Source organism: Actinomadura atramentaria DSM 43919, from assembly GCF_000381885.1.
In the GTDB taxonomy this organism is placed as follows: domain Bacteria; phylum Actinomycetota; class Actinomycetes; order Streptosporangiales; family Streptosporangiaceae; genus Spirillospora; species Spirillospora atramentaria.
Genome location: NZ_KB907224.1, coordinates 1 through 25,568, shown reverse-complemented (window position 1 = coordinate 25,568; position 25,568 = coordinate 1). Strand labels below are relative to the sequence as shown.

Sequence of the window (25,568 nt, the reverse complement as noted above, 5' to 3'; positions counted from 1 at the left end):
CTGTTGCGATACAGTGTATTGCCATGAGACACCGTATCGCCGTGGTGGGCGCCGGCCCCGCCGGTCTGACCTTCGCCCGCGTCCTGCACCGCCGCGGCCACCCCGTCACCGTCCTGGAGCGCGACTCCGCGCGCGACGCCCGGCCGCCGGGCGGCACGCTGGACCTGCACGAGAAGATGGGCCAGCTCGCGCTCGACAAGGCGGGCCTGCTGGCGGACTTCCACGCGCTGGCGCGCCCCGAGGGGGAGTCGATGCGCATCCTGGACACCGACGGGACCGTCCTGCGCGACTGGCGGGCCGACCCCGGCGGGTCCCCCCATCCCGAGATCGACCGGGGGCGGCTCCGCGACCTGCTGCTCGGCCCCCTGGACGTGCGGTGGGGGCGGGGCGTGGCGGCGGCCGTCCCGACCGGCGACGGCGCGCTGGTCCGTTTCGCGGACGGGCGGGAGGAGGCGTTCGACCTGGTCGTCGGCGCGGACGGCGCGTGGTCGCGGGTCCGCCCGGCGGTCTCGGCGGCGGTCCCGGCCTACACCGGCGTCACGGCGGTCGAGACGGCCGTGGACGACGTCGACGTCCGCCATCCCGGGCTCGCTGCGCTGGTCGGGGACGGTTCGCTGGCCGTGTACGGGGTGAACCGCTCGCTCGTCGCCCAGCGCAACAGCGGCGGCCACGTCAAGGTGTACGCGCAGTTCCGCGCGCCGCTGGACTGGCACGCGGGCCTGGACTTCGCCGACGCGAACGCCGTGCGGTCGCGCCTGCGGGCCATGTTCGACGGCTGGGCCGAACCCGTCCTGGAACTGCTGGACCACGGGACCGCGTTCAGCCACCGCCCCCTGTACGTCATGCCGGTCGCCCACACCTGGCCGCACGTCCCCGGCGTGACGCTCATGGGCGACGCCGCGCACCTCATGCCGCCGCTGGGCGTCGGCGCGAACCTCGCCATGCTGGAGGGCGCCGAGCTGGCGGAGGCCGTCGCCGCCGCCGGTCCGGGGGAGCTGGACGGGGCCGTCCGCGCGTTCGAGGAACGGATGCGGCCGCGCGCCGCCAGATGGGCGGAGTTCACCGCGGCCGGGCTGGAGCGCCTGGTCAGCGCGGACCCCGCCGAGGCCCTCGCGGTCTTCGACGAGGTCCAGCCGTGAAAACCCGTTGGCGGGGCGCGGCGGCGGCTGCTACCTTCCGGGAGGCCGTGCGAGAGACCGAGGAGGTGGTACCCGTGAACGCAGTATCGACATGGGTGCTCCCCTCCGGGGTCACGGTCGGGCGATAGGTCGTCCGGGAGCGCCGTTTCACGAGCACTCCCGAAAGGCACGACCATGCATTTCACCGCTGAGCGACGCCTCGACGACGGCGTCCTCGAACGCGAATTCACCTTCGGCGACATTCCGGGAATCCTGTGGACGCCCGAGTCCGCCGCCCCGGCGCCGCTGCTCCTGCTCGGCCACCCCGGCGGACTGCGCAGGATGTACCCGCGCCTGGCGGGCCGGGCGCGGAGCGGCGCGGCGGACGGTTTCGCCGCGGCCGCGATCGAACTCCCGGGCAGCGGCGACCGGCCCCGTTCGGCCGCCGCCGACCGGGCCCGCGCGGACCTGCACCGGGCGCTGGAGTCCGGCGGCCCGGTCGATGCCGGGATCGTGGACCGGCTCGTCCTCCCGCTGGTCGAGAGCGCGGTCCCGGAATCGCGGGCCGTCCTGGACGCCCTTCTCGAACTGCCGGAGATCGGCGGCCCGGTCGGCTACTCCGGCGGAATCGTCGCCATCGGCGTCCGGCTGGCGGTGGTCGAGCCGCGCGTCAAGGCGGCCCTGCTGTTCGCCGGAAGCTTCATTCCCGCCGCGATCCTCGAAGAGGCCCGCCAGGTCACCATTCCGCTGCAGGTCCTCCTGCAGTGGGACGACGAGGGCAACGACCGCGAGGCGGCCCTGAACCTGTTCGACGCCTTCGGTTCCAAGGAGAAGACGCTGCACGCCAACATGGGCGGTCACACCGGCGTTCCCGAATTCGAGGGGCCCCCGGCCGCCCGTTTCTTCACCCGCCACCTGACCTGATCCCGTCCCGCCGCCGCCCGGCTCACCCCGGGCGGCGGCCGCCCGCTACCGGCCCGGCGCGGGTCGTATCTCGGCCGCGATGACGTCGGTGAGGCGGGCCGCGATGTTGCGCAGGGGCGCGGTGTCGTGTTGGACGCGGGCCAGGAGAAGCGCGCCTTCGATGGAGGAGAGGACGAAGACCGCGAGTTCCTGCGTGGTGCCGGCGGGGACTCCGCGTTGGCGCAGGCGTTCGGCGATCAGGTCGATCCACTGCTGGTAGCCCTGGGCGCAGGCGGCCCGCACCTGGTCGCTCTCCGCGGCGACGTCCAGGGCGACGCTGGCGATGGGGCAGCCTTCGCGGAACTGCGTGCCCTCCAGGGCGGCGCCCAGGAGGTCGGCGATTCCCCGGGCGGCCGCGGCGAGGTCGTCGGACTGCGCGAGGACGGCGTCGAGGGCCCGGCCCAGTTCCTCGCCGGACCGAAGGACGGTTTCGGCGGCGAGCTGTTCTTTGCCGCCGGGGAAATGGAAGTACAGGACGCCCTTGGGGGCGGCGGCCTCGGCGAGGATCTGGTTGACGCCGGTGGCGTGGTAGCCCTGGCGGTGGAAAAGGGTCCTGGCCGCGTCCAGGATCCGCTGCCTGGTCTCTCCCCGGGGCGCCATCACACGTCCGCGACGGGCTGGGCGAGCGCGCCGGTCGCGCGCGAGGCGCGGTCGAGTTCGTACTCGTCGTGGGCGCAGAAGACGTCCGCCTCGCCGCTGAGCGCCAGCGCGTTGAGCCGGGCCAGGTTGCGCAGGCGGGTGGTCCGGTCCGCCTGCAGCAGCGACTGGAACAGCGCGAGGAACGGCGGGCAGGACGGTGCGCGCTCCATCTGGCGGTGGTTGAAGTACGCGTCGCCGGCGTGGACGAGCCACCGCCGCGACCCGCCGCCCGTGTCGCCGCCCCGGTCGACGACCACGCCGACATGCCCGGGGGTGTGCCCGGCCAGCGGGACGAGCAGGATCGACGGCGGCAGCCCCGGCAGGTCCCGGACGGCCGAGAACCCGAACCAGTCCTCACCGCCCGCCGAGTGCGGGACCCAGTCCGGCCCGTGCGCCCACTGCACGGCGTGGTACCGAAAGCGCTCCTGCGCGGTGCGGGGCCGCCGCGCTGCGTCGAGTTCGGCGGCCGACACGTGGACCTTCGCGTTCGGGAAGTCCCCGAGCCCGCCCGCGTGGTCGACGTCCAGGTGGGTGAGCACGATGTGGCGCACGTCGTCGGCCGAGTAACCGAGCCGCGCGACCTGGCGGACGGCGGTCTCGTCGGGGTCGAGCACCGGCCGGGCGTAGAGGCGGAACCGCCGGCTCAGCCGCTCGGGGCGGGCGGTGTCGGCGAGCCCGAACCCGGTGTCGACCAGGACGAGGCCGTCGTCGGTCTCGACCAGCAGGCAGTGGCACACCTGCCGGGCGAACACCGGCGGCCGGGCGGCCCCGCTGACCAGGCGGCCGCCCAGCGGCCGGGTCGTCCCGCAGTTCAGATGATGGATGCGCATGCCCGGAATCTACAGACTGGTCTAGTAACAGTCCAGCCCCGCGGGGCCCGTCGCGGCGCGACGGTCGGCCGATCGGGCGGCCGTCGTACTTCGGCGGGCGACGGCGCCTACCCGTCCCGCGCGGGCGGTTCGCCGCTGCCGAGGATCTCGTAGGCCTGTTCGGCGGCGCGGGTGACGCTCTCGGCGACGTAGTCCAGGAAGCGGGCGATGTTCTCCAGCCGGACGGCCGCCGGGGTGCCGGGTCCGAGCACGTCGACGCCGTGCCGGGCGACCTCGACCTGCCGGACGAGGGACCGGGCGCTGGCGAGCATCGACTGGTAGTAGAGGTCGGAGTCGACGAAGTACCGCTCGCGGCGGCGCTCGTCGCGCTCCCGGCGGACGAGGGCTTGGCTCTCCAGGAACGCGACCGCCTTGGAGATCGACGCGGGGCTGACCTGGAGGCGTTCGACGAGTTCGGCGGCGGTGAGGCTGCCGGAGTCGGTGGTGTAGAGGCAGGTCATCACGCGGGCCATCATCTTGTTGGACACGCCCGACTCCATGAGCGCGGTGGTGAACTCCTCCTCGTACTCGCGGACCGCGTCGGGGTCGCGGCCGTAGGGCAGCGGGCCCGCGTGCGCGCTGCGGGGGGCGGCGCGGCCGCGGCGGCGGGCGCGCCGCTCGGCGGCGCGGTGGGCGAGGTCGGCGCGGTAGCCGGTGGGGCCGCCGTTGCGGGTGACCTCGCGGGTGACGGTGGAGGTGGGGCGGTCCAGGCGCCGGGCGATCTCGGCGTAGGCGAGGCCGTCGGCCAGCCCCGCGGCGATCTGCTGACGGTCCTGCTGGGTGAGCCTGCCGCCCGGCATCGGGGCCTCCTTCGTCGTCGCGTGACGGTGCCACCTTAGCGTTCACGTTCATTCGATTGCAACGAACCCTCGTGGATCGTTGCATTCTTGCGCAGGGTGGATGCAACGATTAACTGGCTCTGACGTGCATAGATGTGTTTCCAGTGCAAAGTTCTCGTTGCGTGAACCGTGAAGGCAACGTAGCGTTTCCATTGTTCGAAACGACACGGCGCAAGGAGCCCCCCGATGCGGAACTTCGACACCCCCGCCCCCATCACCACCGTCCTGGACGTCCCCGCCGGGCGGGTGCGGTTCATCGCCGCCGACCGGCCCGACACCGCCGTCGAGGTGCTGCCCGCCACGCCCGGCAAGGGCCGCGACGTGACGGCCGCGGAGCAGGTCTCGGTCGACTACGCCGACGGCGTCCTGCGGATCGAGGGCGCCGCCGCGAACCGGTACCTCGGCCCGTCGGGGTCCGTCGAGGTGACGGTCCGGCTCCCGGCCGGGTCGCGGGTCGAGGGCCGGGCGGCGAGCGCGGAGCTGCGCGGCGTCGGACGGCTCGGCGACGTCGCGTTCGAGGGCGCGTACCGCCGGATCAAGCTGGACGAGGCGTCGAGCGTCCGCCTCACCGCGGTCGACGGCGACGTCGAGGTCGGACGGCTGACCGGCCCCGCCGAGATCAGCACCGCGCGCGGCGACATCCGGATCGCCGAGGCCGCCGCCGGGGACGTCGAGCTGAGGACCGCCGCCGGGTCGATCACGGTCGGCGCGGCCCGGGGCGTGTCGGCGGCGCTGGACGCCGGGACGGGCCGCGGCCGCGTCGCCAACGCCCTGGCGAGCACCGGCGCGCCGGACCTGCGCATCCGCGCGACGACGGCGCACGGCGACATCACCGCACGCAGCCTCTAGACCCCCCGAAGGAGCATCGCCATGACGAACCTGGCCATCGCGGCGACCGGGCTGCGCAAGTCCTACCGCGACAAGAGCGGCGACAAGGTCGTGCTCGACGGCGTCGACCTGGCCGTCCCGGAGGGGACGATCTTCTCCCTGCTCGGCCCGAACGGGGCGGGCAAGACCACGACCGTCAAGATCCTGTCCACGCTGACGGCGGCGGACGGCGGCGACGTCCGAGTCGCCGGGCACGACCTGGCCCGCAGCCCGGACGAGGTGCGCGGCGCGATCGGCGTCACCGGCCAGTACTCGGCGGTCGACAAGCTGCTGACCGGCGAGGAGAACCTGCTGCTGATGGCCGATCTCGGGCACCTGTCGCGCCGGGACGGCCGCCGCCGCGCCGCCGAGCTGCTGGAGCGCTTCGACCTGGTCGAGGCGGCGCGCGAACCGGCGGCGACGTACTCGGGCGGGATGCAGCGCCGCCTGGACCTGGCGATGACGCTGGTCGGCGAGCCCCGCGTCATCTTCCTGGACGAGCCGACGACGGGCCTGGACCCGCGCAGCCGCCGCGCGATGTGGGAGATCGTGCGGGAGCTCGTCGCGGGCGGCGTGACGATCCTGCTGACGACGCAGTACCTGGAGGAGGCCGACGAGCTGGCCGACCGGATCGCGCTGCTGGACCGCGGGCGGCTGATCGCCGAGGGCACCGCCGAGGAGCTGAAGCGGCGCATCCCCGGCGGGCACGTGGAGCTGGCCTTCGCCGACGCCGCGCGGCTGGACGCGGCGGTCCGCGCGGTCGGGGTCGGGACGGCCGACCCCGAGGCGCTGACGCTGCGGGTGCCGAGCGACGGCGGCGTGCGGATGGTCCGCGACCTGCTCGTCCTCCTGGACGACCAGTGCGTCGAGGTCGCGGGTATGAGCGTCCGCACGCCCGACCTCGACGACGTGTTCCTGACGTTGACCGGCCGTGAGAAGGAGACCGTCCGATGAGCGCCCTGACCCTGGCCGCGCGCGACTCGTCCACGATGATCCGGCGGCAGCTCAAGCGGCTGCTGCGCTACCCGTCGATGACGGTGCAGCTCGTGGTAACGCCGGTGATCATCCTGCTGCTTTTCGTGTACGTCCTCGGCGGGACGCTCGGGCAGGGCCTGGGCGGCGGCCGCGGCGCGTACGCCGACTACGTGGTGCCGGGCATCCTGCTGATGGCGGTGGCGACGGCCGCGACGGGGACGGCCGTCATGGTCGCCACGGACATGACCGAGGGCATCGTCGCCCGGTTCCGCACGATGCGGATCTCGCGGGCGTCGGTCCTGACCGGGCACGTCGTGGGCAGCGTCGTGCAGCAGGTCTGCGGGATGGCGGTGCTGGTCGGGGTCGCGCTGGCGATCGGGTTCCGGCCGAACGCGACCGTGCTGGAGTGGTTCGCCGCGGCGGGGCTGCTGGTGCTGTTCGCGCTGGCGGTCACGTGGCTGGCGGTGGCGCTGGGCCTGCGGGCGCAGACGCCGGAGGCGGCCAGCAACGCGCCGATGCCGCTGATCCTGCTGCCGTTCCTCGGCAGCGGGTTCGTCCCGACCGACTCGATGCCGACCGCGCTGCGGTGGTTCGCCGACTACCAGCCGTTCACGCCGATCATGGAGACGGTGCGGGGGCTGCTGCTGGGCACGCCGATCGGGGGCAGCGCCGCGCAGGCGCTGGCGTGGTGCGCGGGCACCGCGGTGCTGTCCTTCCTGTGGGCGAGGCGCGCGTTCGACAGGGCGTGACGCGCGCGCCGGGGCCGTCGGACCGAAGGGTCCGGCGGCCCTTCGCGCGTTCACCGGGCGGGCGGCGGCCTGCGGTGCGGTAGGACTGCGGGCATGGAGTTCTTCTGCTACCACCGCGACCGGCCCGGCTCGCTGCCCCTGCGCGAGGCGCTGGCGGAGGCGCACTGGTCCTACATGGACGGGTTCGCCGACGCGCTGGTCGCGCGCGGCCCGACGTTCGCGGGCGAGGCCGTCACCGGCAGCGTCCACATCGCGGACCTGCCCGGCCCGGCGGCGGCGCGGGCGTTCGCGTTCGACGAGCCGAACTACCAGGCGGGCGCGTACCGGGACGTGCTGATCCGGCGGTGGCGCAACACGCTGGGCCGCACGATGTGGGAGTTCCCGGGCGGCGCGGCGGGCGGGGACCGGTTCCTGGTGCTGGGCCTGGGCGAGGGGCCGGGCGCCGATCTCGTCCCGCCGCCGGGCCGTGACGGGCTGATCGCGTTCGGGACGCTGCTGTCCGACGACGGCGCGGCGTGGCTGGGCACGGCCGCGCTGGTGCGCGCCGACGGCGCGGACGCGGCGCGGACCGTCCTCACCGCCGACCGGTACGCCTCGGTGGAGGTCCACGCGTGGGAGTTCGGCGGCCGGCGGTGAGGGCGGCCGTCAGGTGGTGAGGACGACGAGCCGCCGGGTGGCGCGGGTCATCGCGACGTAGCGGTCGACGGCCCCTTCAATGGCCCCTTCGATGGCCCCTTCGGTCCCGTCGCCGAACCGCTCGGGGTCGACCAGGACGACCAGGTCGAACTCCAGGCCCTTGGCCAGCTCGGGCGTCAGCGACCGGACGCGCGGCCCGGGCCGGAAGTCGGGCGCGCCGATGACGCATGCGGTGCCCTCGGCGTGCGCGGCGAGCCAGCCGTCCAGGATCGCGCGCAGGTCGGCGGCGGGTCCGCGCGTGACGGGGACGCCGCTCTCGCGGACGGAGACGGGCACGTTGGCGTCGGGGAGCGCGGCGCGGATGACGGGTTCGGCCTCGGCCATGATCTCCCGGGGCGTCCGGTAGTTGATCGTCAGGGACGCCAGCTCGATCCGGTCGAGGCCGACGCGTTCGAGGCGGTCGCGCCAGGACTCGGCGAACCCGTGGCGGGCCTGGGCGCGGTCCCCGACGACGGTGAGGCTCCGCGACGGGCAGCGCCGCAGGAGCATCCGCCACTGGGCGTCCGTCAGCTCCTGGGCCTCGTCGACGATGACGTGCGCGAACGGTCCGGCGAGGCGGTCGGGGTCGGGGGCGGTCGCCGCGGTCTCCTCGACCAGGGCGTCGCGCAGGTCCCGGCCGCGCAGCATGGCGACCGCGCCCTCGCCGTCGTCGTCGGCGGCGAGGATGTGGTCGATGACGCCGGCGCGGCGCGCGTGCTCGGCGGCGACGGCGGCGCGCGTGCGGCGGGCGCGGCCGGACGCGCGCGGGTCGCCGAGGCGGTGCCGGGCGGCGTCCAGGAGCGGCAGGTCGGCGGCGGTCCAGGCGTGGGCGTCGTCGCGCTGGAGCCGCCGGACGTCGGCGGCGTCCAGGCCGGGCGCGCACAGCCGCAGGTAGGCGGGCACCGACCACAGGTCCCCGACGAGGTCGGCGGGTTCGATGGGCGGCCAGGCGCGGTTGAACGCCGCGTGCAGGTCGCGGTCGCGGTCCAGGGCGGCGCGGACGGCGTCGGCCGGGGCGTCGGCGTGCTTGTCGGTCAGGATGCTCAGCAGCTCGTCCCAGATGCGGTCGCGGGCCTCGTTGTGGGGGACGCCGGGTTCGGCGGCGGCGAACGCCTCGGCCCAGTCGGCGGGGGTGACCTCGGTGTCGGCCCAGGGGGTGGTGACGGCGGTGGCGCGCGCGGGCGGCCGCTCGTAGAAGCGGACGGCGGGCTCGATCGCGTCGACGAGCGCGGCGGACGCCTTGAGCCGGGCGACGTCGGGGTCGGTCTCGGCCGGGGCGGCGGCGCCCTCGGGGACGAGGTCGCGCAGGGTGCAGGTCTGGACGCCGTCCTCGCCGAGGCTGGGCAGGACGTCGGCGACGTAGGCCAGGTAGGGCTGGTGGGGGCCGACGAACAGCACGCCGCCGCGGTTCCGGCCCAGGCGCGGGTCGGCGTGCAGCAGGTAGGCGGCGCGGTGCAGGGCGACGACGGTCTTGCCGGTGCCGGGGCCGCCGTCCACGACGAGGGTGCCGCTCGATCCGGCGCGGATGACGGCGTTCTGGTCGGCCTGGATGGTGCCGAGGACGTCGCGCATCCGCGCCGAGCGGGTGCCGCCGAGGCCGGCGATGAACGCGGACTGGTCGTCCAGGGCGGCGTGGCCGGTGAGGCCGTCGGGGGTGAACACCTCGTCCCAGTAGTCGCTGACGCGGCCGTCGGTCCAGCGGTAGCGGCGGCGGCTGGCCAGGCCCATCGGGTCGGCGTGGGTCGCGCCGAAGAACGGTTCGGCGGCGGGGGAGCGCCAGTCGAGGAGCAGGCGGCGGCCGTCGGCGTCGGTGAGGCCGAGGCGTCCGACGTAGAGGGGTCCGGTGCCGTCCGCGGCGACCATGCGGCCCAGGCACAGGTCCAGGCCGAAGCGGCGCAGGGTGCGCAGCCGCGCGGACAGCCGGTGGATTTCCATGTCGCGCTCCAGCGCCTGCCGGCCGCGGCCGCCGGGGGCGCGGCGCGCGGCGTCCAGGCGGTCGGCGAGGTCGGCGACGGACGCGGCGAGGCGGTCCGCGACGGCGGCGAAGTGGCGCTCGTCGCCGGCGATGAGCGCGGGGTCGGCCTTGGCGGCGAGGTGCTCGGGGAGGTCGAAGGCGCCGGCGGTCAGCGGTTCCAAGTGGAGGGGCTCCGTTCTCGGGCCGCGCGGCGGCGGCCCGTGGTGCGTGCTGGCGGGTGGGCGTTTGCGCAGGTCGCGCGCCCGAGGTCGACGATTGTGGGGCACGAGGGGGGTCTTGCCGCAAGCCCCCCGGTGCGCTATACGTTGGATATGGCGAGGGGTTCCCCCTCGCCTTTCGCGTTCCCGGGGTGCCGCGCGTTCGCGGCGGGGCGGGCGGCGCGGCACACTGGGCGGCGGTGCGGGCGCGATGGAACGGAGCGTGGTGACGGCGTGGTGACGGCGTGGTGACGGTGTGGTGACGGTGTGGTGATCTCGGCGCAGCCTCCTGATTCGCCGGTGCCCGCGGAGTTGGCGCCGGGTCCGGCGCGGCGGCCGGTCGCGCCGCCCGCGCGGACGCCGGACGACGCGCTGTCGCCGGAGGCGGCGGCGCGGGTCGGCGGGGGGCTGGCGCCGGCGACGGTCCGCGCCTACGAGCGGCACTGGGCGGCGTTCTCGCGGTGGTGCTGGCTGCGGGGGCGGTCGGCGCTGCCGGCGACGGCGGCGACGCTCGCCGAGTACGTCCACCACCTGACCACGACGGTGACGCAGTACGGCGGGCCGCCGGGTCCGGCGACGATCGAGCAGGTGCTGGGGTGCGTGCAGTCGGCGCACCAGCTCAACGGGACGCCGGTCAACGCGCGGCTGGCGCGGCTGGCGCTGCGCGACTACCGGCGGGAGGTCAGGGCGCGCCGCGACCGCGCCGCCGACACGGGAGGGACGGCGGGCACGGCCGGGCCGGTGCCGCTGCCCCGGTCCCGTCAGTCGCTGCCGATCACGGCGGACGTGCTGCGCCCGATGGTCCACGCCCTGCTGGACGGTGTCGCGGCCGGTGAGCTGGCGGCGGTGCGGGTGCTGCGGGACCAGTGCGCGCTGGTGCTGGGGCTGGCGCTGGCGGCGCGGGCGTCGGAGGTGCGGAATCTGCGGGTCGGGGACGTGCGGTTCACCGAGCACGGCCTGTCGGTGCGGATCGCGGCGTCCAAGACCGACCAGGACGGGCGCGGGGTGGACGTGCCCGTCCCCTACGGCGCGCATCTGGAGACGTGCCCGGTGCGGATCACGCGGGCGTGGCTGGACACGCTGGCCGCGCACGGGGTGGGCGGCGGCCCGCTGGTGCGGGGCGTGGACCGGCGCGGGCGGATCGCCGGGACGCCCGGTTACGGGGGGCGGGGTGGCCCGGTGCCCGCGCCGATCACCGGGCAGGCGCTCAACGACCTGCTGCGGGCGGCGGTGGCGCGGGCGCGGCGGGACGGGGCGCGGCTGGAGGACCCGGCGCGGTACTCCTGGCACGGGCTGCGGGCGGGGTTCGCGACGGGCGCGGCGACGGCGGGCGCGGCGCCGAGCCGGATCGCCGACCACGGCCGGTGGACGGGGCTGATGATGGTGCTGCACTACTGGCGGTCGGGGCGCGGCCACCTGGACAACCCGGTGGCGCGCCTCGGCCTGTGAGGGGCGTCAGCCGGTGAAGGACTCCGGTCCGAGGCGGCCCCAGGCGATGAACGCCGCGAGCGCGAGGTAGGCCAGGTTCAGGGCCGCGAACCGGTGTTCGCCGCGTCGGCCGTGGACGGTCGCCGCACCGGCCATCAGCAGGACCCAGCACAGGGCGGTGACCGGCACCAGGACCGGCGCGACGCCGGTCGCGGCCGGGAGGACCAGGCCGACGGCGGCCAGGATCTCCAGCGCGCCGAGGGCCTTGACGGCGCCGGCGCCGACGTCCCGCGTCCATTCCCCGCCGGGCGACGCGGCCAGCTTCTCCTTCGGCGCGGACGTCTTGACGGCGCCGCCCGCGAGGGCGATCACGGCCAGGATTCCGGCGCCGATCCACAGTGCGAGGTTCATGAGGGGTTCTCCTGCGACGGTCTTGGGTCCGGGGTGTTGGTCGGTGCGGGTTCAGGCGTCGTCGGCGCGGATCAGGGCGCCGAGGTCGCCGACCCGGCCGAGGTGCCGGAGCTTGTCGGGGTTGACGATGGAGTGGATGGTCTGGATGCGGCCGTCGGCGATGTCGAGGCTCAGCACGGCGACCAGGAGGTCGCGCGCGTCCAGGGTCAGGGCGCCCGGCCGGCCGTTGATCCGGGCGGGGTGGAAGCGCAGGCCGCCGGCGCGGGCGAGCAGGGGCGCCGTGCGGGCCAGGACGCGCGCCACGGGCCGCCGTCCGTTGAGGGGCCGTCCGAGCGCGGGCACCCGGCCGCCGCCGTCGCCGTGCATGGCGACGTCCCGCGCGAGCAGTTCCTCCAGTGCGGGCAGGTCGCCGTCCTGGACGGCGGCGAAGAAGCGTCCGGCGAGTCGCCGCTGCTCCTCGCGGGTGGCCCGGTGGCGCGGTCGGCGTTCGCGGACGTGCCGGCGGGCCCGCGCGACCAGGTGCCGCGTGGTGTCCACGTCGGTGCCGATGATCTCGGCGACGTCGGTGTAGGGGTACTGGAACACCTCGCGGAGCAGGAACGCGGCCCGCTGCCGCGGTGTGAGGGTCTCCAGCAGCACCAGGACGGCGAGCGACAGCGCGTCGGCGGTCTCGGCGTGCTCGCCGGGCGACGGCTCGGCGGCCAGCGGTTCGGGGAGCCATTCGCCGACGTACCGCTCCCGCCGCGCCCGCGCGGAGCGCAGCTGGTCGATGGCCAGCCGGGTGACCAGGGTGGAGACGTACGCGCGCGGCGCGGTGATCGTCTCGCCGTCGCGGCGGGCGCGGTGCAGGCGCAGGAGCGCCTCCTGCACGACGTCTTCGGCGTCGCCGACGCTGCCGAGCATCTGGTAGGCGATGGCGAAGGCCCGGGGCCGCAGGTCGGCGTAGGGGTCGGGGGCGGGCATCGGGTCAGCGGCCGATCGCGCCGGGCGCTGCGGCGGTGGGGGTGGTCATGGCGTCTCCGTTCGTCGCTCGTGAACCAAGACGGAACACCGCCGCGGTCCATGAACGGCGGTGACCGGGCTCACCCGCGGGCCGGGCCGTCAGGCGGGGGGCAGCATGGCGGCGACGCAGTCCAGGACGCGTTCGAGGTCGTGCTCGAAGCGCTGCCCGGCGGGCAGGTGGGGGCGGCGGGCGTCGCGGACGATGCGGGTCATCATGGGGTAGCGGCCGGATTCGACGACCGAGGCGACGTAGGCGGCGTTGGCGCGCATCCACTCGGCCTCGGTGCGGCCGGTGCGGCGGGTGATCTCGGCCCACTGGAGTTCGTCGCGGGCGGCGTCGGTGACGAAGGAGGAGACGAGTCCGGCATAGGTCATGATGTCGTCGATCGGGATGCCGACGTCCAGCGAGCCCATCATGAACTCGATGTAGCGGAGCTGGTGGGGGCCGAAGGCGGGCCGGACGCGCAGGACGTCGACGAGCCAGGGGTGGCGCAGCAGGGCGTCGTGCTGGCGGTGCGCGCCCAGGCGCAGGTCGGCGCGCCAGTCGCCGCTGGGCCGGTCGGGCAGGTCGAGTTCGCCGAAGGCGTGCTCGACCATCAGTTCGACGAGGTCGTCGCGGGAGGGCACGTACCGGTACAGCGACATCGCGCCGGTGCCGAGGTCGGCGGCGATGCGGCGCATGGAGGCGGCGGCGATGCCCTCGGCGTCGGCGATGGCGACGGCCGTCTCGGTGATCCGCGCGCGGCTGTAGGCCGGGCGGGGGCCGCGGGCGGGCCGTTCGGGCCGCGTCCAGATCGGCTGGTCCTGGTCGTCGCTCACCTGCTGCACCTCACGTCGGAGGAGTGTAGTTGCGTACGTCGTACCCAGTGGCCTACCCTCGCGGCATCCGACTGCGTACGATGTACCCAATGGGGGGTCCGATGTCCGACCCGATCGTCCTGGCCGAGGGGCTGCACAAGCGCTTCGGCGCCACGCGCGCGCTGCGCGGACTGGACCTGGCGGTGCCCGCCGGGACGGTCTGCGGGGTCCTCGGCCCCAACGGCGCGGGCAAGACCACCGCCGTCCGCGTCCTGGCCACGCTCACCGGCCCCGACGCCGGGCGCGCCCGCGTCGCCGGGTTCGACGTCGTCCGCGACGCCGACCGCGTCCGCGCCCGCATCGGCCTGGCCGGGCAGCACGCGGCCGTCGACGGGCGGCTCACCGGCCGCGAGAACCTGCGCATGTTCGGGCGGCTGCACCACCTGACGCGCCGCGCGGCGCGCGCCCGCGCCGACGAGCTGCTGGAGCGGTTCGGGCTGGCCGCGGCCGCCGACCGCCTGGCGGGCGGCTACTCCGGCGGGATGCGCCGCCGCCTGGACCTGGTCGCGAGCCTGATCCTGCGGCCCGACGTGCTGTTCCTGGACGAGCCGACGACGGGCCTGGACCCGCGCGGCCGCACCGGGATCTGGGACGCGGTCCGCGCGCTGGCCGCCGACGGCACGACGGTGCTGCTGACCACCCAGTACCTGGAGGAGGCCGACCGGCTCGCCGACCAGATCGCGGTCGTCGACCACGGCCGCGTCATCGCCACCGGCAGCCCCGACGCGCTGAAGGCGCGGATCGGGGACCACCTGGACGTCGTCGTCGCCGACCCCGCGCAGGCCGCGGCGACGGCGGCGGCGCTGGCGACGCTGCCGGGCGCGCGCCCGGCCGTCGAGGCCGGGCCGGGCCGGTTCAGCGTCCCGGTCGCGGCGGGCGCGGTGCGGCTGGCCGAGGCGGTGCGGGCGCTGGACCGCGCCGGGGTCGACGCCGCCGACGTGGCGCTGCGCCGCCCGACGCTGGACGAGGTGTTCCTGTCCCTGACCGGCCGCCCCGCCGAGAACACGGCACCGGACGCGGCACCGGCGGCGGCCCGATGAGCGCGGCGGCGGTCCCGGGCCGGCTGGCGCGGCTGCGGTGGACGTTCAGCGACGGCGCGGCGCTGGTCGGCCGCGAGCTGGGGCACCTGCGGCACCGGCCGGGCGAGCTGGTCGGGGCGCTGGTGTTCCCGGCCGTGATGGTCGTGCTGTTCGGGTACGTGTTCGGCAGCGCGATCAGCGTGCCGGGCGGCGGGGACTACCGCGAGTTCCTGATGCCGGGCCTGTTCTCGATGGTGACGCTGACGTCGCTGATGGCGGTGACGCAGAAGGTCGCCGCCGACGCCGAGAAGGGGGTGATGGACCGGTTCCGGGCGATGCCGATGGCGCGGTCGGCGGTGCCGTTCGGGCACACCGGCGCGGACCTGGTCGGCGGCTCCCTCGGCCTGGTGGTCATGGTGGGGGCGGGCCTGCTGGTCGGGTGGGCGCCGCACCGGGGCGCGGTGCGCGCGGCGGAGGCGTTCGCGCTGCTGCTGGTGCTGCGGTACGCGCTGAGCTGGCTGGGCTGCTACCTGGGGCTGGTCGCGCGCAGCGAGGAGGTCGCCGACCGGCTGGGGCCGCTGGTGCTGCCGCTGTCGATGCTGTCGAACGCCTACGTTCCCACGGCGGGGATGCCGGGGTGGCTGCGGACGGTCGCGGAGTGGAGTCCGGTGAGCGCGCTGACGGCGTCCAACCGGGTGCTGTTCGGGAACCCGGGGGTTCCGGCGGGGGACGCGCCGTGGCCGCTGGCGCATCCGTCGCTGGCGGTGCTGGGGTGGTCGGCGGCGCTGCTGGCGGTGTTCGTCCCGCTGACGGCCCGCGCCTACCGGCGGCGCGGCCGCTGACCCGCCGCCGTCCCTCACACCCCGAAGGGCGCCGGGTAGCGGATCGTCCCGGCCGGGACGGGGCCGTCGCGCAGCGGCAGCGCCATCAGCGCGTCCGCGGGGACCTCGAACGGCGCGCGGACGCCGAACCGGGACGCCGGGACGAACCCGAACCGCGGGTAGTAGGCGGGGTCGCCCAGCACGACGGCGAGGGTCTCCCCGGCGCGGCGGGCGGCGTCCAGGGCGGCCCCGACGACGGCGGTGCCCGCGCCGGTCCGCTGCCGGGCGGGCCGGACGGCGACGGGCGCGAGCGCCACCGCGTCCCCCGCGCGCCCGCCGGGTTCGGCGATGCGGCAGCGGGTGAGGAGCGCGTGCCCGGCGATCTCGCCGCCGGGGCCGGTCGCGACCCAGGACAGGCCGGGCAGCCAGGCGGGGTCGGCGCGCAGCGCGTCGACCAGGTCGGCCTCGGCGGGGGTCGGGAACGCCTCGGTCACGACGCGGCGGACGGCGGCGCGGTCGGCGGCGGTCTCGGGCCGTACGGCCCACGGCTGGGTCACGGGTCCTCCCCTGGGGTGGCGACCGGCGCCCGCGGCGGGAACCGAATCCGGTCGAACGGCAGTTATCGTGACAGGGAATCGGTGCGATGAGCGGGGGTCCGGCGTGGACGCACAGCGTAACGGCATGAGCGGCCCGGACGCGGGCGGGGCGGAGCCGGGCGGGGCGGTGGAGCCCGCGGCGCCCGCGCCGCGCACCCCGCCCGCCGACGGGCCCATCGACGGGCCTATCGACGGACCCGCCGACGCCCCGGCCGGTCCCGAGTGGCCGGGGGTGCGGGAGCTGGCGGCGCGGTGGGACCGGGCGGCGGCGGACCGGTTGGAGGAGCTGTGGGCGGGGCTGGCCCCGGCGGCGGGCGCGGCGGCGCGCCGCGCGGGCGAGCTGACGGGCCCGGCGCGCGGCGCGGCCGGCGAGGCGGCCCGCGACATCGCCCGCGACATCGCCCGCGACGTGGTCGGGGAGAACGCGGTCGGGGCCGCGCGGGAGCTGGCGCGCGGCGCGGTGGGCGGCGCGGCCGAGCGGGTGGTGGACCGGCTGGCGGGGACGCCGGCGATGCGGGCGGTGGAGCGCGCCGCGCACGAGGCGGCGGTGCGGCTGGCGGTGGCCGCGGCCGAGCGGGCGGTCGCCGAGGCGCGCGCGGCGGCCGGGTCCAACCCGGTGACGGGGACGGCGCTGGAGCTGACGACGACGGCGGTGCGGCGCGCGGCGCGGCTGGCGGCCGCGAGTCCCCTGGCCCGCGCGGCGACGTCCTCGGCGCTGGACGCGGTGTCGGACGCCGTGTCGGACGCGGTGAACGAGGCGGGCCGGACGGTGGCGGCGTCCCCGGTGGTGCGGGCCGCGACGCGGCAGGTCGCGGACGCGGCGCTGGACGCGGTCGCGGACGCGGCGGCGCGGGCGGTGCTGGAGGTCGGCGGCGACGTCGTCGCGCAGGTGGTGCGGGAGACGGCCCGCGAGGCCGTCCGCGACGCGGCGTCGGTGTGGGGCGGGCGGGCCTGGGAGCGGGCGCGGGACGCGGCGGGCGCGTATCCGGCGGCGGACCTGGTGGTGCGCGCGGCGGGCAGCGACGCGGCGCGGACGGCGGGCGGTCTGCTGGCGGGCATCGCGGGGGGTGTGGCGGGCAGCGCGGTGGCGCGGACGGCGCGGGACCTGGCGGGCCGGGCGGCGGCGCGCGCGACGGCGGTGGCGGTGGAGGCGGTGCTGGCGGAGCTGATGCGCGAGGCGCTGCGGCTGGTGCTGCGGGAGCGGTTGCGGGGGCTGATGCTGGACGCGGCGCGGAACGCGGTCGTGGCGGCGGCGCGGGCGGGGCTCGAGTCGGCGGTCCGCCCGTCCGGCGACGCGCCGCCCGCCGGCTCCCCGGCGGGCGACGCGTGGGCGGCGGCGACCGCCGAGCCCTAGCCCGGCGCAGGGTGAGGGGCGGCTCAGAAGTTCCTGAAAGCCGCATGAGAATCGCCTCGTCCCGTCGGGCGCGCGGGCCCCGCTGGTTACGGTGGGTGCATGGACGCGGGAGGGCAGGACGCGGGCGGGGCGCGGATCCTGGTCGTGGACGACGAGCCCGCGGTGCGCGAGTCGCTGGCGGGGAGCCTGGAGTTCGAGGGCTACCGGGTGGACGAGGCCGCCGACGGGACGCTGGCGCTGGAGCGGGTCGCGCAGCGGCGGCCTGATCTGATCGTGCTGGACGTGCTGATGCCGCGGATGGACGGGTTGACGACGTGCCGGCGGCTGCGCGCGCAGGGCGAGGTGATGCCGGTGCTGATGCTGACGGCGCGGGACATGGTCGGGGACCGGGTGACGGGCCTGGACGCGGGCGCCGACGACTACCTGGTGAAGCCGTTCGAGCTGGACGAGCTGCTGGCGCGGATCAGGGCGCTGCTGCGGCGCAGCACGATGACGGCGCCGCAGGCGGCGGAGGCGGGGGACGTCCTGGCGTTCGAGGACCTGCGGATGGACACCGTCACCAGGGAGGTGACGCGCGGGGGCCGTCCGCTGGGGTTGACGCGGACCGAGTACATGCTGCTGGAGATGTTCCTGGCGCATCCCCGGCAGGTCCTGACGCGCGAGCAGATCCTGGAGACGGTGTGGGGGTTCGATTTCGAGCCCGCGTCGAACTCGCTGGACGTGTACGTGATGTACCTGCGGCGCAAGACCGAGGCGGGGGGGCTGCCGCGGCTGGTCCACACGGTGCGGGGCGTGGGCTACGTGCTGCGCGCGCGGGCGTGAGCGCGCGGTGAGGCGGGTCGGGCGGATGGGGTTGCGGCGGCTGCCGCTGCGGGGCCGGCTGGCGCTGCTGATCGCGACGGCGGTGGCAGTGGCGGTGGCGGCGTGCGCGACGCTGTCGTGGTTCCTGGTCCGCGACCAGCTCTACCGGGAGCTGGACCGGCGGCTGGGGGCGTTCAGCGGCCCGCCGGGCGACCCCGACGCGCGGGGCGGCCCGGAGCCGGGCGGGCAGGACGGGGGTCCGCTGCGCGGCGGCCAGCGCCGCCTGCTGCTGTACCAGCGGTGGCTGGAGCAGTGCTCGGCCGATCCGGTGGCGGCGACCGGGGAGCTGCGGCCGCCGGTGCCCTCGGACGTCCTGCAGCTCGTCCGCGCGGACGGGCGGCGCTGCACGGTCCCCGACGGGGGCGCGCTGACGGTGTCGGCCGCGGACCGGCGGGTCGCTGCGGGCACCCGCGACCAGGCCGTCCACGACGGGGAGGGCGTGACGTCGGACGGGTCGAAGGTCGCGGTGCGGGTCCTGACGCGGCCGCTGCGGACGTCGGACGGGTCGCGGGCGGCGGTGTCGTACGCGATCCGCCTGGACCAGGTGGACCGCCCGTTGAAGGACCTGGCGCTGGCGCTGATCGCGGTGTCGGCGTTCGGGGTGCTGGTGTCGGCGGGCGCGGGCCTGATGATCGCGCGGGCGTCGCTGCGTCCGGTGGACGAGCTGACCGACGTGGTGGAGCACATCGCCCGCACCGAGGACCTGGACACCCGCATCCCCGCGCACGGCGCGGACGAGATCGCGCGGCTGAGCCGGTCGTTCAACACGATGACGGCGGCGCTGGCGGGGTCGCGGGAGCGCCAGCAACAGCTCATCGCCGACGCCGGGCACGAGCTGCGGACGCCGCTGACGAGCCTGCGCACCAACATCGACCTGCTGCTGCGGTCGGAGCAGACGGGCCGCCCGCTGCCGCCGGGGACGCGGCACCGGCTGCTGGTGAGCGTGAAGGCGCAGATGCTGGAGCTGTCGAGCCTGGTGGGGGACCTGCTGGAGCTGGCCCGTCCCGCCGAGCGGGAGCCCGCCAGCGGCGCGGTCGCGCTGCACGCGGTGGTGGAGCGGGCGGTGGAGCGGGCGCGGCTGCGCGGCCCGGGCCTGCGCCTGGACGCGTCCGCCGAGCCGTGGTTCGTGCGCGGGGACCCGGCGTCGCTGGAGCGCGCGGTGGTGAACCTGCTGGACAACGCGGTGAAGTTCTCGCCGCCGGGCGGGACGGTGCGGGTGCGGCTGGACGGCGGTGAGCTGACCGTCGCCGACGAGGGCCCGGGCGTCCCCGAGGAGGACCTCCCGCACGTGTTCGAGCGGTTCTGGCGGTCGCCGTCGGCGCGGAGCCTGCCGGGGTCGGGGCTGGGCCTGTCGATCGTGGCGCGGGTGGTGGCGGAGGCGGGCGGCCGGGTCGCGCTGGAGCGCGCCGAGGGCGGGGGGACGCTGGTGCGGGCGGTGTTCCCGGGGTCGGCGGCCGAACCCGCCCCCTGATCCCCGATTCTCATGGGGCGTTAACGCGGGGCTCAGGGGCGGCCCAGACCGGCCGCCGAGCGTGGTCCCCATGAGCCACCTGACCACCGAGCGCGGCACGCCGGACGTGCCGCCCGGACCGCCGCGGGCGCACGAGCGCCGGGAACGCCTCGTCGAGGTCGTCGTCCCCGTCCACAACGAGGAGCGGGTGCTGGAGGCCAGCGTCCGCCGCCTGCACGCCTATCTGGACGGGTCGTTCCCGTACCCGTTCCGGATCACGATCGCCGACAACGCCAGCACCGACGCCACCTGGTGGGTGGCGGAGCGGATGACCGCCGAGCTGCGGCACGTGCGGGCGGTGCGGCTGGAGCGCAAGGGCCGGGGCCGGGCGCTGCGGCACGTGTGGGGGGCCAGCGACGCCGACGTCGTCGCGTACATGGACGTGGACCTGTCCACGGACCTGGACGCGTTCCTGCCGCTGGTCGCGCCGCTGATCTCCGGGCACAGCGACCTGGCGATCGGGAGCCGCCTGACGCGGGGCGCGGCGGTGGTGCGGGGCCCGCGCCGCGAGGTGATCTCCCGCTGCTACAACCTGCTGCTGCGCACGGCGCTGGCGGCGCGGTTCACCGACGCGCAGTGCGGGTTCAAGGCGGCGCGGACGGAGATCGCGCAGGCGCTGCTGCCGCGCGTGGAGGACCAGGAGTGGTTCTTCGACACCGAGCTGCTGCTGCTGGCCGAGCGCAACGGGCTGCGCATCCACGAGGTCCCGGTGGACTGGGTCGACGACCCCGACAGCCGGGTGGACGTGTGGCGGACGGCCCGCGACGACCTGCGGGGGATGGCGCGGGTGGCGCGGCGGATGGCGTCGGGCGGGTTCGCCGCCCCGGTCCGCCGCCGCCCCGCCGCGCCCGACGCCGCCGCGGGGGCGGGGCTTCCGGCGGGTCTGCCGGCGGGGATGGCGCGGCAGCTTCCGGCGTTCGCGGTGATCGGGGCGGTGAGCACGGCCGCGCAGCTCGTGCTGTTCGTGCTGCTGCGGCTGGTGATGGGGCCGCTGGCGGCGAACGCGCTGTCGCTGGTGGTGACGGCGGTGGGGAACACCGCGGCGAACCGGCGGTTCACGTTCGGGGTGCGGGGGCCGGGCGGGGCGCTGCGCCACCAGCTCCAGGGCGGGCTGGCGTTCCTGCTGGGGCTGGCGCTGAGCAGCGGGGGGCTGGCGGCGCTGCACGCGGCGGCGCCGGGCGCGCCGCGGGCGGTGGAGGTCGCGGCGCTGGTCGCGGCGAACGCGGCGGCGACGCTGGCGCGGTTCCTGCTGATGCGGGTGTGGATCTTCCGGCCGCGCGCGGCGGAGGCCGCCCGGACCGAGGGCGACGAGACCGGGGAGATGGCGTGACGGGAATGCTGACGGGAACGCTGACAGGAACACGGTCGGGGGCGCGGTCGGGTTCGCGGTCGGGTTCGGTGGGCCGTCCGGGCGCGGGCCCAGGGTCGCGGGTGCGGCGGCTGCTGCTGGGGGGTCCGGACGATCCGCGCTGGTCGCGTCCGGCGCTGTGGGCGGTCCTGGCGGTCGCGTGCGCCCTGTACACGTGGAATCTGCCGGGCGGCGGGGACGCCAACGCCTACTATTCGGCGGCGGTGAAGAGCGGGACGCAGAGCTGGAAGGCGTTCTTCTTCGGGTCGCTGGACGCGGGGTCGTTCATCACGGTCGACAAGCCGCCGATGGCGCTGTGGGTCCAGGGGCTGTTCGCGCGGGTGCTGGGGTTCTCGACGTGGTCGCTGCTGCTGCCGCAGGCGCTGGCGGGGACGGCGTCGGTGGCGGTCCTGCACCAGACGGTGCGGCGGGCGTTCGGCCCGGCGGCGGCGCTGGCCGCGGCGGTGGTCCTGACGCTGACGCCGATCACGGTCGCGATCGACCGGGACAACAACCCCGACACGCTGCTGGTGCTGCTGCTGGTCGGGGCGGCGTGGGCGGCGCAGCGCGCGGTGGCGGGCGGCCGGGTCCGGATGCTGCTGCTGGCGGCGTTCCTGGTCGGCTGCGGGTTCAACACCAAGATGCTGCAGGCGTTCCTGGTCGTCCCGGCGCTGGCGGCGGTGTATCTGGTGGCGGCGCGGCCGGGGATCTGGCGGCGGCTGGCGCACCTGGTCGCGGCGGGCGCGGTGCTGGCGGTGTCGAGCCTGTGGTGGACGCTGCTGGTCGATGCGATCCCGGCGCGGTCGCGTCCGTTCATCGGGGGCAGCACGGACGGGACGGTGTGGGACCTGGTCGTCGGCTACAACGGCCTCGGCCGGATCTTCGGCCGGTCCGGGCCGGGCGGCGGCGGGCAGAGCGGCGGGTTCGGCGGGGAGCCGGGCGCGGGCCGGCTGTTCAACGACGTGCTGGGCGGGCAGATCTCCTGGCTGCTGCCGCTGGCGGCACTGTCGCTGCTGGTGGGGGCGCTGGCGCTGGCGTGGCGGCCCCGCCGGGACCTGCGGGGCGCGGCGCTGCTGCTGTGGGGGCTGTGGCTGGCGGTCCACTTCGCGGTGTTCAGTTTCGCGGAGGGGACGTTCCACCCGTACTACTCGACGGCGATGGCCCCGGCGGTCGCGGCGCTGTGCGGGGCGGGCGTGCCGCTGCTGGCGGCGCTGTACCGGCGGCCGCGGTGGGCGTGGGCGGTGCCGGTGTGCGTCGCGGTGACGGGCGGGTGGGCGTTCGCGCTGCTGGCGCGGACGCCGCAGTGGCACCCGTGGCTGCGGTGGGCGGTCGCGGCCGCCGCCGTCGCGGCGGTGCTGGGTCTGCTGGCGGGCCGGTACCTGCCGGGGCTGCGGCCGGGCGTGTGGCACGTCGTGGTGCCGGGCGCGCTGGCGGCGGCGGTGTTCGCGGGGCTGGCGGGGCCGGGCGCGTACGCGGTCGCGGCGGCGGCGTCCCCGGTGAACGGCACCAATCCCCTGGCGGGGCCGTCGTCGGGCGGCGGGTTCCCCGGCGGCGGCCCGTCGCGCGGCGGAACGCGCGGCGGGTTCCCGGGCGGGCCGGGCGGCATGCCCGGCGGTGCGCCGGGTGGCGCGGCCGGCGGTATGCCGGGCGGTGCCTCCGGGACGCCGGGCGGTGCTTCCGGCGGTGCCTCCGGGAACGCGTCCGGGAACGCGCCGAGTGGTGTCCCGTCCGGTGGGATGCGGCCGGGTGGTGGGCGCGGCGGGTTCGGGGGCGGTCCCGGCGGCGGCCTGGATTCGGCGATGGTGTCGTATCTGGAGCGGGAGCAGGGTTCGGCGCGGTGGCTGGTGGCGGTGTCGAGCGCGCAGTCGGCGTCGTCGGTGATCCTGCGGACGGGCCGTCCGGTGATCGCGATGGGCGGGTTCACCGGCTCCGATCCGGCGATGACGGTCGCGAAGCTGCAGGGGCTGGTCGCGTCGGGGCAGGTGAAGTTCGTGCTGCTGGGCGGCGGGTTCGGTCCGGACGGCGGGAACGACGCGGTGACGGCGTGGGTCCGCGCGCACGGCACGGCCGTCCCGGCGTCGCAGTACGGCGGAACCTCCCAGGACACCGGTTCCTCGGGTTCGGCGGGTTCGTCGGCGGGCCTGTACCGGCTGGGGGCGTCGTGACGGCGACGCTGCGGCGCGGCGCCCCGGCCCGCCCGTCCCCCGGGCGCCGCGCGCGGCTGGCGCGGCTGGCGCGGGGCGCGCCGCGGGACCCGGTGTGGGCGCGTCCGGCGCTGGCGGTGCTGCTGGCGGCGATGGCGGCGCTGTACCTGTGGGATCTGGGGGCGTCGGGGTGGGCGAACGCGTTCTACGCGGCGGCGGCGCAGGCCGGGTCGCAGGACTGGACGGCGTTCTTCTTCGGGTCGTCGGACGCGGGCAACGCGATCACCGTCGACAAGACGCCGGGGGCGCTGTGGCCGATGGCGCTGTCGGCGCGGCTGTTCGGGGTGAACCCGTGGAGTCTGCTGGTGCCGCAGGCGCTGATGGGCGTCGCGTCGGTGGGCGTGCTGTACGCGTCGGTGCGGCGGGTCCTGGGCGGGACGCGCGCGAGCGTCCTGCCCGCGCTGGCGGCGGGCGCGGCGCTGGCGACGACGCCGGTCGCGGCGCTGATGTTCCGTTTCGACAACCCCGACGCGCTGCTGGTGCTGCTGCTGGTCGCGGCGGCGTACGCGCTGCTGCGGGCGTGCGAGGACGAGCGGGCGCGGTGGGTGGTGGCGTGCGGTGCGCTGGTCGGCTGCGGGTTCATGGCGAAGATGCTGCAGGCGTTCCTGGTGGTCCCGGTGTTCGCGGCCGTGTACCTGGCGGCGGGGCCGGGGCGGGCGCGGGGCCGGGTGGGGCGGCTGGTCGCGGGCGGTGCGGCGCTGGTGGTCGCGGCGGGCTGGTGGGTGGCGGCGGTCGCGCTCGTCCCGTCGGGTTCGCGCCCCTATATCGGGGGGTCGCAGCACGACAGCGTGCTGGAGCTGGCGCTGGGCTACAACGGGCTGGGCCGGTTGAGCGGCGCGGAGACCGGCGGGCTGGGCAACACCGACCAGGACGCGGGGTGGGCGCGGATGTTCGGCCCGGCGGTCGGCGGCCAGGTGTCGTGGCTCGTCCCGGGGGCGCTGGTCCTGCTGGCGGCGGGGCTGTGGGCGGTGCGGGGCGCGTCGCGCACGGACCGGGTGCGGGCGGCGCTGGCGCTGTGGGGCGGGTGGCTGCTGGTCACCGGCGGAGTGTTCAGTCTCATGCGGGGGATCTTCCACGAGTACTACACAGTGGCGCTGGCCCCGGCGGTCGCGGCGCTGGTGGGGATCGGCGGCGCGGCGGTGTGGGAGCGGCGGCGGTCCCCGCACGCGGCCGGGGCGGCGGCGGTGGCGGTCGCGGCGACGGCGGCGTGGGCGTGGGTGCTGCTGGGCCGGACGCCGGAGTGGCATCCGTGGCTGCGTCCGCTGACGGCGGTCGCGGGAACGGCGGCGGCGCTCGCGCTGGCGGTGGCGCTGCCCCGCACGGCGGGCGGCACGGGCGCCGGTCGCGGGGCGCGGTGGGGCGCGGCGGCCGGTGCGGCGCTGGCGGCGGTGGCGTGCCTGGCGGGTCCGGTGGCGTACGCGGTGCAGACGGCCGCGACGCCGCATTCGGGGTCGATCGTGACGGCGGGCCCGGCGACCGGCGGCGGCTTCGGCGGGTTCGGGCCGCGCGCGGGCGGGGGCGGCCGGGGCGGTTTCGGCGGCGGGCCGGGCGGTGCTCCGGGCGGCGGGCAGCGGGGCGGGCCGGGCGCGGCGTTCGGCGGCGGTCCTCCCGGCGTCCAGCCGGGCGTTCAGCCGGGCGGGCGGCCCGGCGGTGCGGGCGCGGGTCAGGGCGGCCGTGCCGGCGGGCGGGGCGGTCCGGGCGGTTTCGGCGGGGGCCTGCTGTCGGCGGCGACGCCGGACGCGCGGGTCACCGCGCTGCTGCGGCGGGACGCGTCGTCGTTCCGGTGGGCGGCGGCGGTGGTGGGGTCGAACAACGCGGCGGGGTACCAGTTGGCGAGCGGCCGTCCGGTGATGGCGGTCGGCGGGTTCAACGGCACGGACCCGGCTCCGACGCTGGCGGAGTTCAAGCGGCTGGTCGCCGCGGGGCGGGTCCACTACTTCGTGGGCGGGTCGGGGACGGCGGGGCGCGCGTCCAGCGGCAGCGACGCGGCCCGCTCGATCGCGGAGTGGGTGGAGCGGTCGTTCACGGCCCGGACGGTCGCGGGCACGACCCTGTACGACCTCACCGCGTCCTGATCGGGTCCTGATCGGGTCCTGATCGGGTCCTGATCGGGTCCTGATCGGGTCCTGATCGGGTCCTGATCGGGTCCTGATCGGGTCCTGACCTGCCGTGGGGCGCGGCGGCGCGTCCGGCGGCGGCCGGTGCGAGGCTGGGTGCGGGGTTGGGGGCGGCCGGTGCGGGCAGGGTTGCGGGGGTGGGCCGGGTGGGCAGAGCACCCGGCCCACCCCCG

General features: G+C 76.7%; 23 protein-coding genes. 15 read left to right on the top strand and 8 right to left on the bottom strand.

Annotation, left to right across the window (positions count from 1 at the left end; all coding sequences use genetic code 11):
* Positions 1-23 precede the first annotated feature (23 nt).
* Together G339_RS0128820 and G339_RS0128815 are read left to right on the top strand one after the other, a co-directional pair.
* On the top strand, positions 24-1,139 hold the full coding sequence (locus G339_RS0128820; RefSeq protein ID WP_033324677.1) for an FAD-dependent oxidoreductase: 1,116 nt from the start codon (positions 24-26) through the stop codon (positions 1,137-1,139).
* 174 nt (positions 1,140-1,313) lie between these two features.
* Entirely contained in the window at positions 1,314-2,042 is a 729-nt protein-coding gene (locus G339_RS0128815; protein ID WP_019634538.1) for a dienelactone hydrolase family protein, read from the top strand.
* Positions 2,043-2,087: 45 nt separating this feature from the next.
* Here G339_RS0128815 and G339_RS35670 read toward each other — a convergent pair whose 3' ends face one another.
* The 3 genes from G339_RS35670 to G339_RS0128800 all read right to left on the bottom strand — a co-directional run bounded on the left by G339_RS35670 (position 2,088) and on the right by G339_RS0128800 (position 4,389).
* Positions 2,088-2,681 carry a TetR/AcrR family transcriptional regulator gene (locus G339_RS35670; protein WP_019634537.1) on the bottom strand — a complete coding sequence of 198 codons (594 nt, stop codon included), beginning with the start codon at positions 2,679-2,681 and terminating at the stop codon, positions 2,088-2,090.
* A complete protein-coding gene (locus G339_RS0128805) occupies positions 2,681-3,550 on the bottom strand; it encodes an MBL fold metallo-hydrolase (protein WP_019634536.1) in 870 nt (289 codons plus the stop codon). The genes G339_RS35670 and G339_RS0128805 overlap by 1 nt, the downstream gene beginning before the upstream one ends.
* A 107-nt stretch (positions 3,551-3,657) precedes the next feature.
* Positions 3,658-4,389, bottom strand: coding sequence for a helix-turn-helix domain-containing protein (locus tag G339_RS0128800; RefSeq protein ID WP_019634535.1), 732 nt, complete (start codon positions 4,387-4,389; stop codon positions 3,658-3,660).
* Positions 4,390-4,614: 225 nt separating this feature from the next.
* Between G339_RS0128800 and G339_RS0128795 the strand changes: the two genes are divergently transcribed.
* The 4 genes from G339_RS0128795 (at position 4,615) to G339_RS0128780 (ending at position 7,655) form a co-directional block, all read left to right on the top strand.
* The gene (locus G339_RS0128795; protein ID WP_019634534.1) at positions 4,615-5,277 is read left to right on the top strand and encodes a DUF4097 family beta strand repeat-containing protein; all 663 of its coding nucleotides are present in this window, start codon (positions 4,615-4,617) and stop codon (positions 5,275-5,277) included.
* Positions 5,278-5,298: 21 nt separating this feature from the next.
* Positions 5,299-6,249, top strand: coding sequence for a daunorubicin resistance protein DrrA family ABC transporter ATP-binding protein (locus G339_RS0128790; protein WP_019634533.1), 951 nt, complete (start codon positions 5,299-5,301; stop codon positions 6,247-6,249).
* A complete protein-coding gene (locus G339_RS0128785) occupies positions 6,246-7,019 on the top strand; it encodes an ABC transporter permease (protein WP_019634532.1) in 774 nt (257 codons plus the stop codon). The genes G339_RS0128790 and G339_RS0128785 overlap by 4 nt, the downstream gene beginning before the upstream one ends.
* 93 nt (positions 7,020-7,112) lie before the next feature.
* Positions 7,113-7,655 carry a YciI family protein gene (locus tag G339_RS0128780; protein ID WP_019634531.1) on the top strand — a complete coding sequence of 181 codons (543 nt, stop codon included), beginning with the start codon at positions 7,113-7,115 and terminating at the stop codon, positions 7,653-7,655.
* 9 nt (positions 7,656-7,664) lie between these two features.
* Here the strand turns inward: G339_RS0128780 and helR are convergent, their stop codons facing one another.
* Positions 7,665-9,830: an RNA polymerase recycling motor ATPase HelR gene (helR, locus tag G339_RS0128775; protein ID WP_019634530.1), complete on the bottom strand. Its 2,166-nt coding sequence runs from the start codon at positions 9,828-9,830 to the stop codon at positions 7,665-7,667.
* 336 nt (positions 9,831-10,166) lie between these two features.
* Between helR and G339_RS35665 the strand changes: the two genes are divergently transcribed.
* Complete coding sequence (locus G339_RS35665) at positions 10,167-11,315, top strand: site-specific integrase (RefSeq protein ID WP_019634529.1); 1,149 nt, start codon at positions 10,167-10,169, stop codon at positions 11,313-11,315.
* Positions 11,316-11,321: 6 nt separating this feature from the next.
* Here the strand turns inward: G339_RS35665 and G339_RS0128765 are convergent, their stop codons facing one another.
* The 3 genes from G339_RS0128765 to G339_RS0128755 all read right to left on the bottom strand — a co-directional run bounded on the left by G339_RS0128765 (position 11,322) and on the right by G339_RS0128755 (position 13,526).
* The gene (locus G339_RS0128765) at positions 11,322-11,705 is read right to left on the bottom strand and encodes a DoxX family protein (RefSeq protein WP_019634528.1); all 384 of its coding nucleotides are present in this window, start codon (positions 11,703-11,705) and stop codon (positions 11,322-11,324) included.
* A 51-nt stretch (positions 11,706-11,756) separates the two neighbouring features.
* Positions 11,757-12,668 carry an RNA polymerase sigma factor SigJ gene (gene sigJ / locus G339_RS0128760; protein ID WP_019634527.1) on the bottom strand — a complete coding sequence of 304 codons (912 nt, stop codon included), beginning with the start codon at positions 12,666-12,668 and terminating at the stop codon, positions 11,757-11,759.
* Between the two features lie 138 nt (positions 12,669-12,806).
* Positions 12,807-13,526, bottom strand: coding sequence for a TetR/AcrR family transcriptional regulator (locus G339_RS0128755; protein ID WP_026341867.1), 720 nt, complete (start codon positions 13,524-13,526; stop codon positions 12,807-12,809).
* A gap of 101 nt (positions 13,527-13,627) precedes the next feature.
* Here G339_RS0128755 and G339_RS0128750 point away from each other — a divergent pair, with 101 nt between their 5' ends.
* On the top strand, positions 13,628-14,605 hold the full coding sequence (locus G339_RS0128750) for a daunorubicin resistance protein DrrA family ABC transporter ATP-binding protein (protein WP_019634525.1): 978 nt from the start codon (positions 13,628-13,630) through the stop codon (positions 14,603-14,605).
* Positions 14,602-15,426, top strand: a complete 825-nt coding sequence (locus G339_RS0128745) for an ABC transporter permease (RefSeq protein WP_019634524.1) — start codon at positions 14,602-14,604, stop codon at positions 15,424-15,426. Before G339_RS0128750 ends, G339_RS0128745 begins: the two co-directional genes overlap by 4 nt.
* Before the next feature lie 14 nt (positions 15,427-15,440).
* Here the strand turns inward: G339_RS0128745 and G339_RS38250 are convergent, their stop codons facing one another.
* Positions 15,441-15,962, bottom strand: a complete 522-nt coding sequence (locus G339_RS38250; protein ID WP_019634523.1) for a GNAT family N-acetyltransferase — start codon at positions 15,960-15,962, stop codon at positions 15,441-15,443.
* A 124-nt stretch (positions 15,963-16,086) separates the two neighbouring features.
* On the opposite strand from G339_RS38250, the gene G339_RS40950 reads away from it, so the two are divergent.
* From G339_RS40950 to G339_RS0128710, 6 genes are all read left to right on the top strand, one after another.
* Positions 16,087-17,355 (top strand): hypothetical protein, encoded by a 1,269-nt coding sequence (locus G339_RS40950; protein WP_019634522.1) that lies wholly within the window; start codon positions 16,087-16,089, stop codon positions 17,353-17,355.
* Positions 17,356-17,454: 99 nt separating this feature from the next.
* Positions 17,455-18,177 carry a response regulator transcription factor gene (locus G339_RS0128730; RefSeq protein ID WP_019634521.1) on the top strand — a complete coding sequence of 241 codons (723 nt, stop codon included), beginning with the start codon at positions 17,455-17,457 and terminating at the stop codon, positions 18,175-18,177.
* A 7-nt stretch (positions 18,178-18,184) separates the two neighbouring features.
* Positions 18,185-19,687 carry a sensor histidine kinase gene (locus tag G339_RS0128725; protein ID WP_240489929.1) on the top strand — a complete coding sequence of 501 codons (1,503 nt, stop codon included), beginning with the start codon at positions 18,185-18,187 and terminating at the stop codon, positions 19,685-19,687.
* Positions 19,688-19,757: 70 nt separating this feature from the next.
* Positions 19,758-21,056 carry a glycosyltransferase gene (locus G339_RS40945; RefSeq protein ID WP_019634519.1) on the top strand — a complete coding sequence of 433 codons (1,299 nt, stop codon included), beginning with the start codon at positions 19,758-19,760 and terminating at the stop codon, positions 21,054-21,056.
* Positions 21,057-21,061: 5 nt separating this feature from the next.
* Complete coding sequence (locus G339_RS40940; RefSeq protein WP_084693472.1) at positions 21,062-23,239, top strand: ArnT family glycosyltransferase; 2,178 nt, start codon at positions 21,062-21,064, stop codon at positions 23,237-23,239.
* Complete coding sequence (locus G339_RS0128710; protein ID WP_019634517.1) at positions 23,236-25,353, top strand: glycosyltransferase family 39 protein; 2,118 nt, start codon at positions 23,236-23,238, stop codon at positions 25,351-25,353. Before G339_RS40940 ends, G339_RS0128710 begins: the two co-directional genes overlap by 4 nt.
* Positions 25,354-25,568 lie beyond the last annotated feature (215 nt).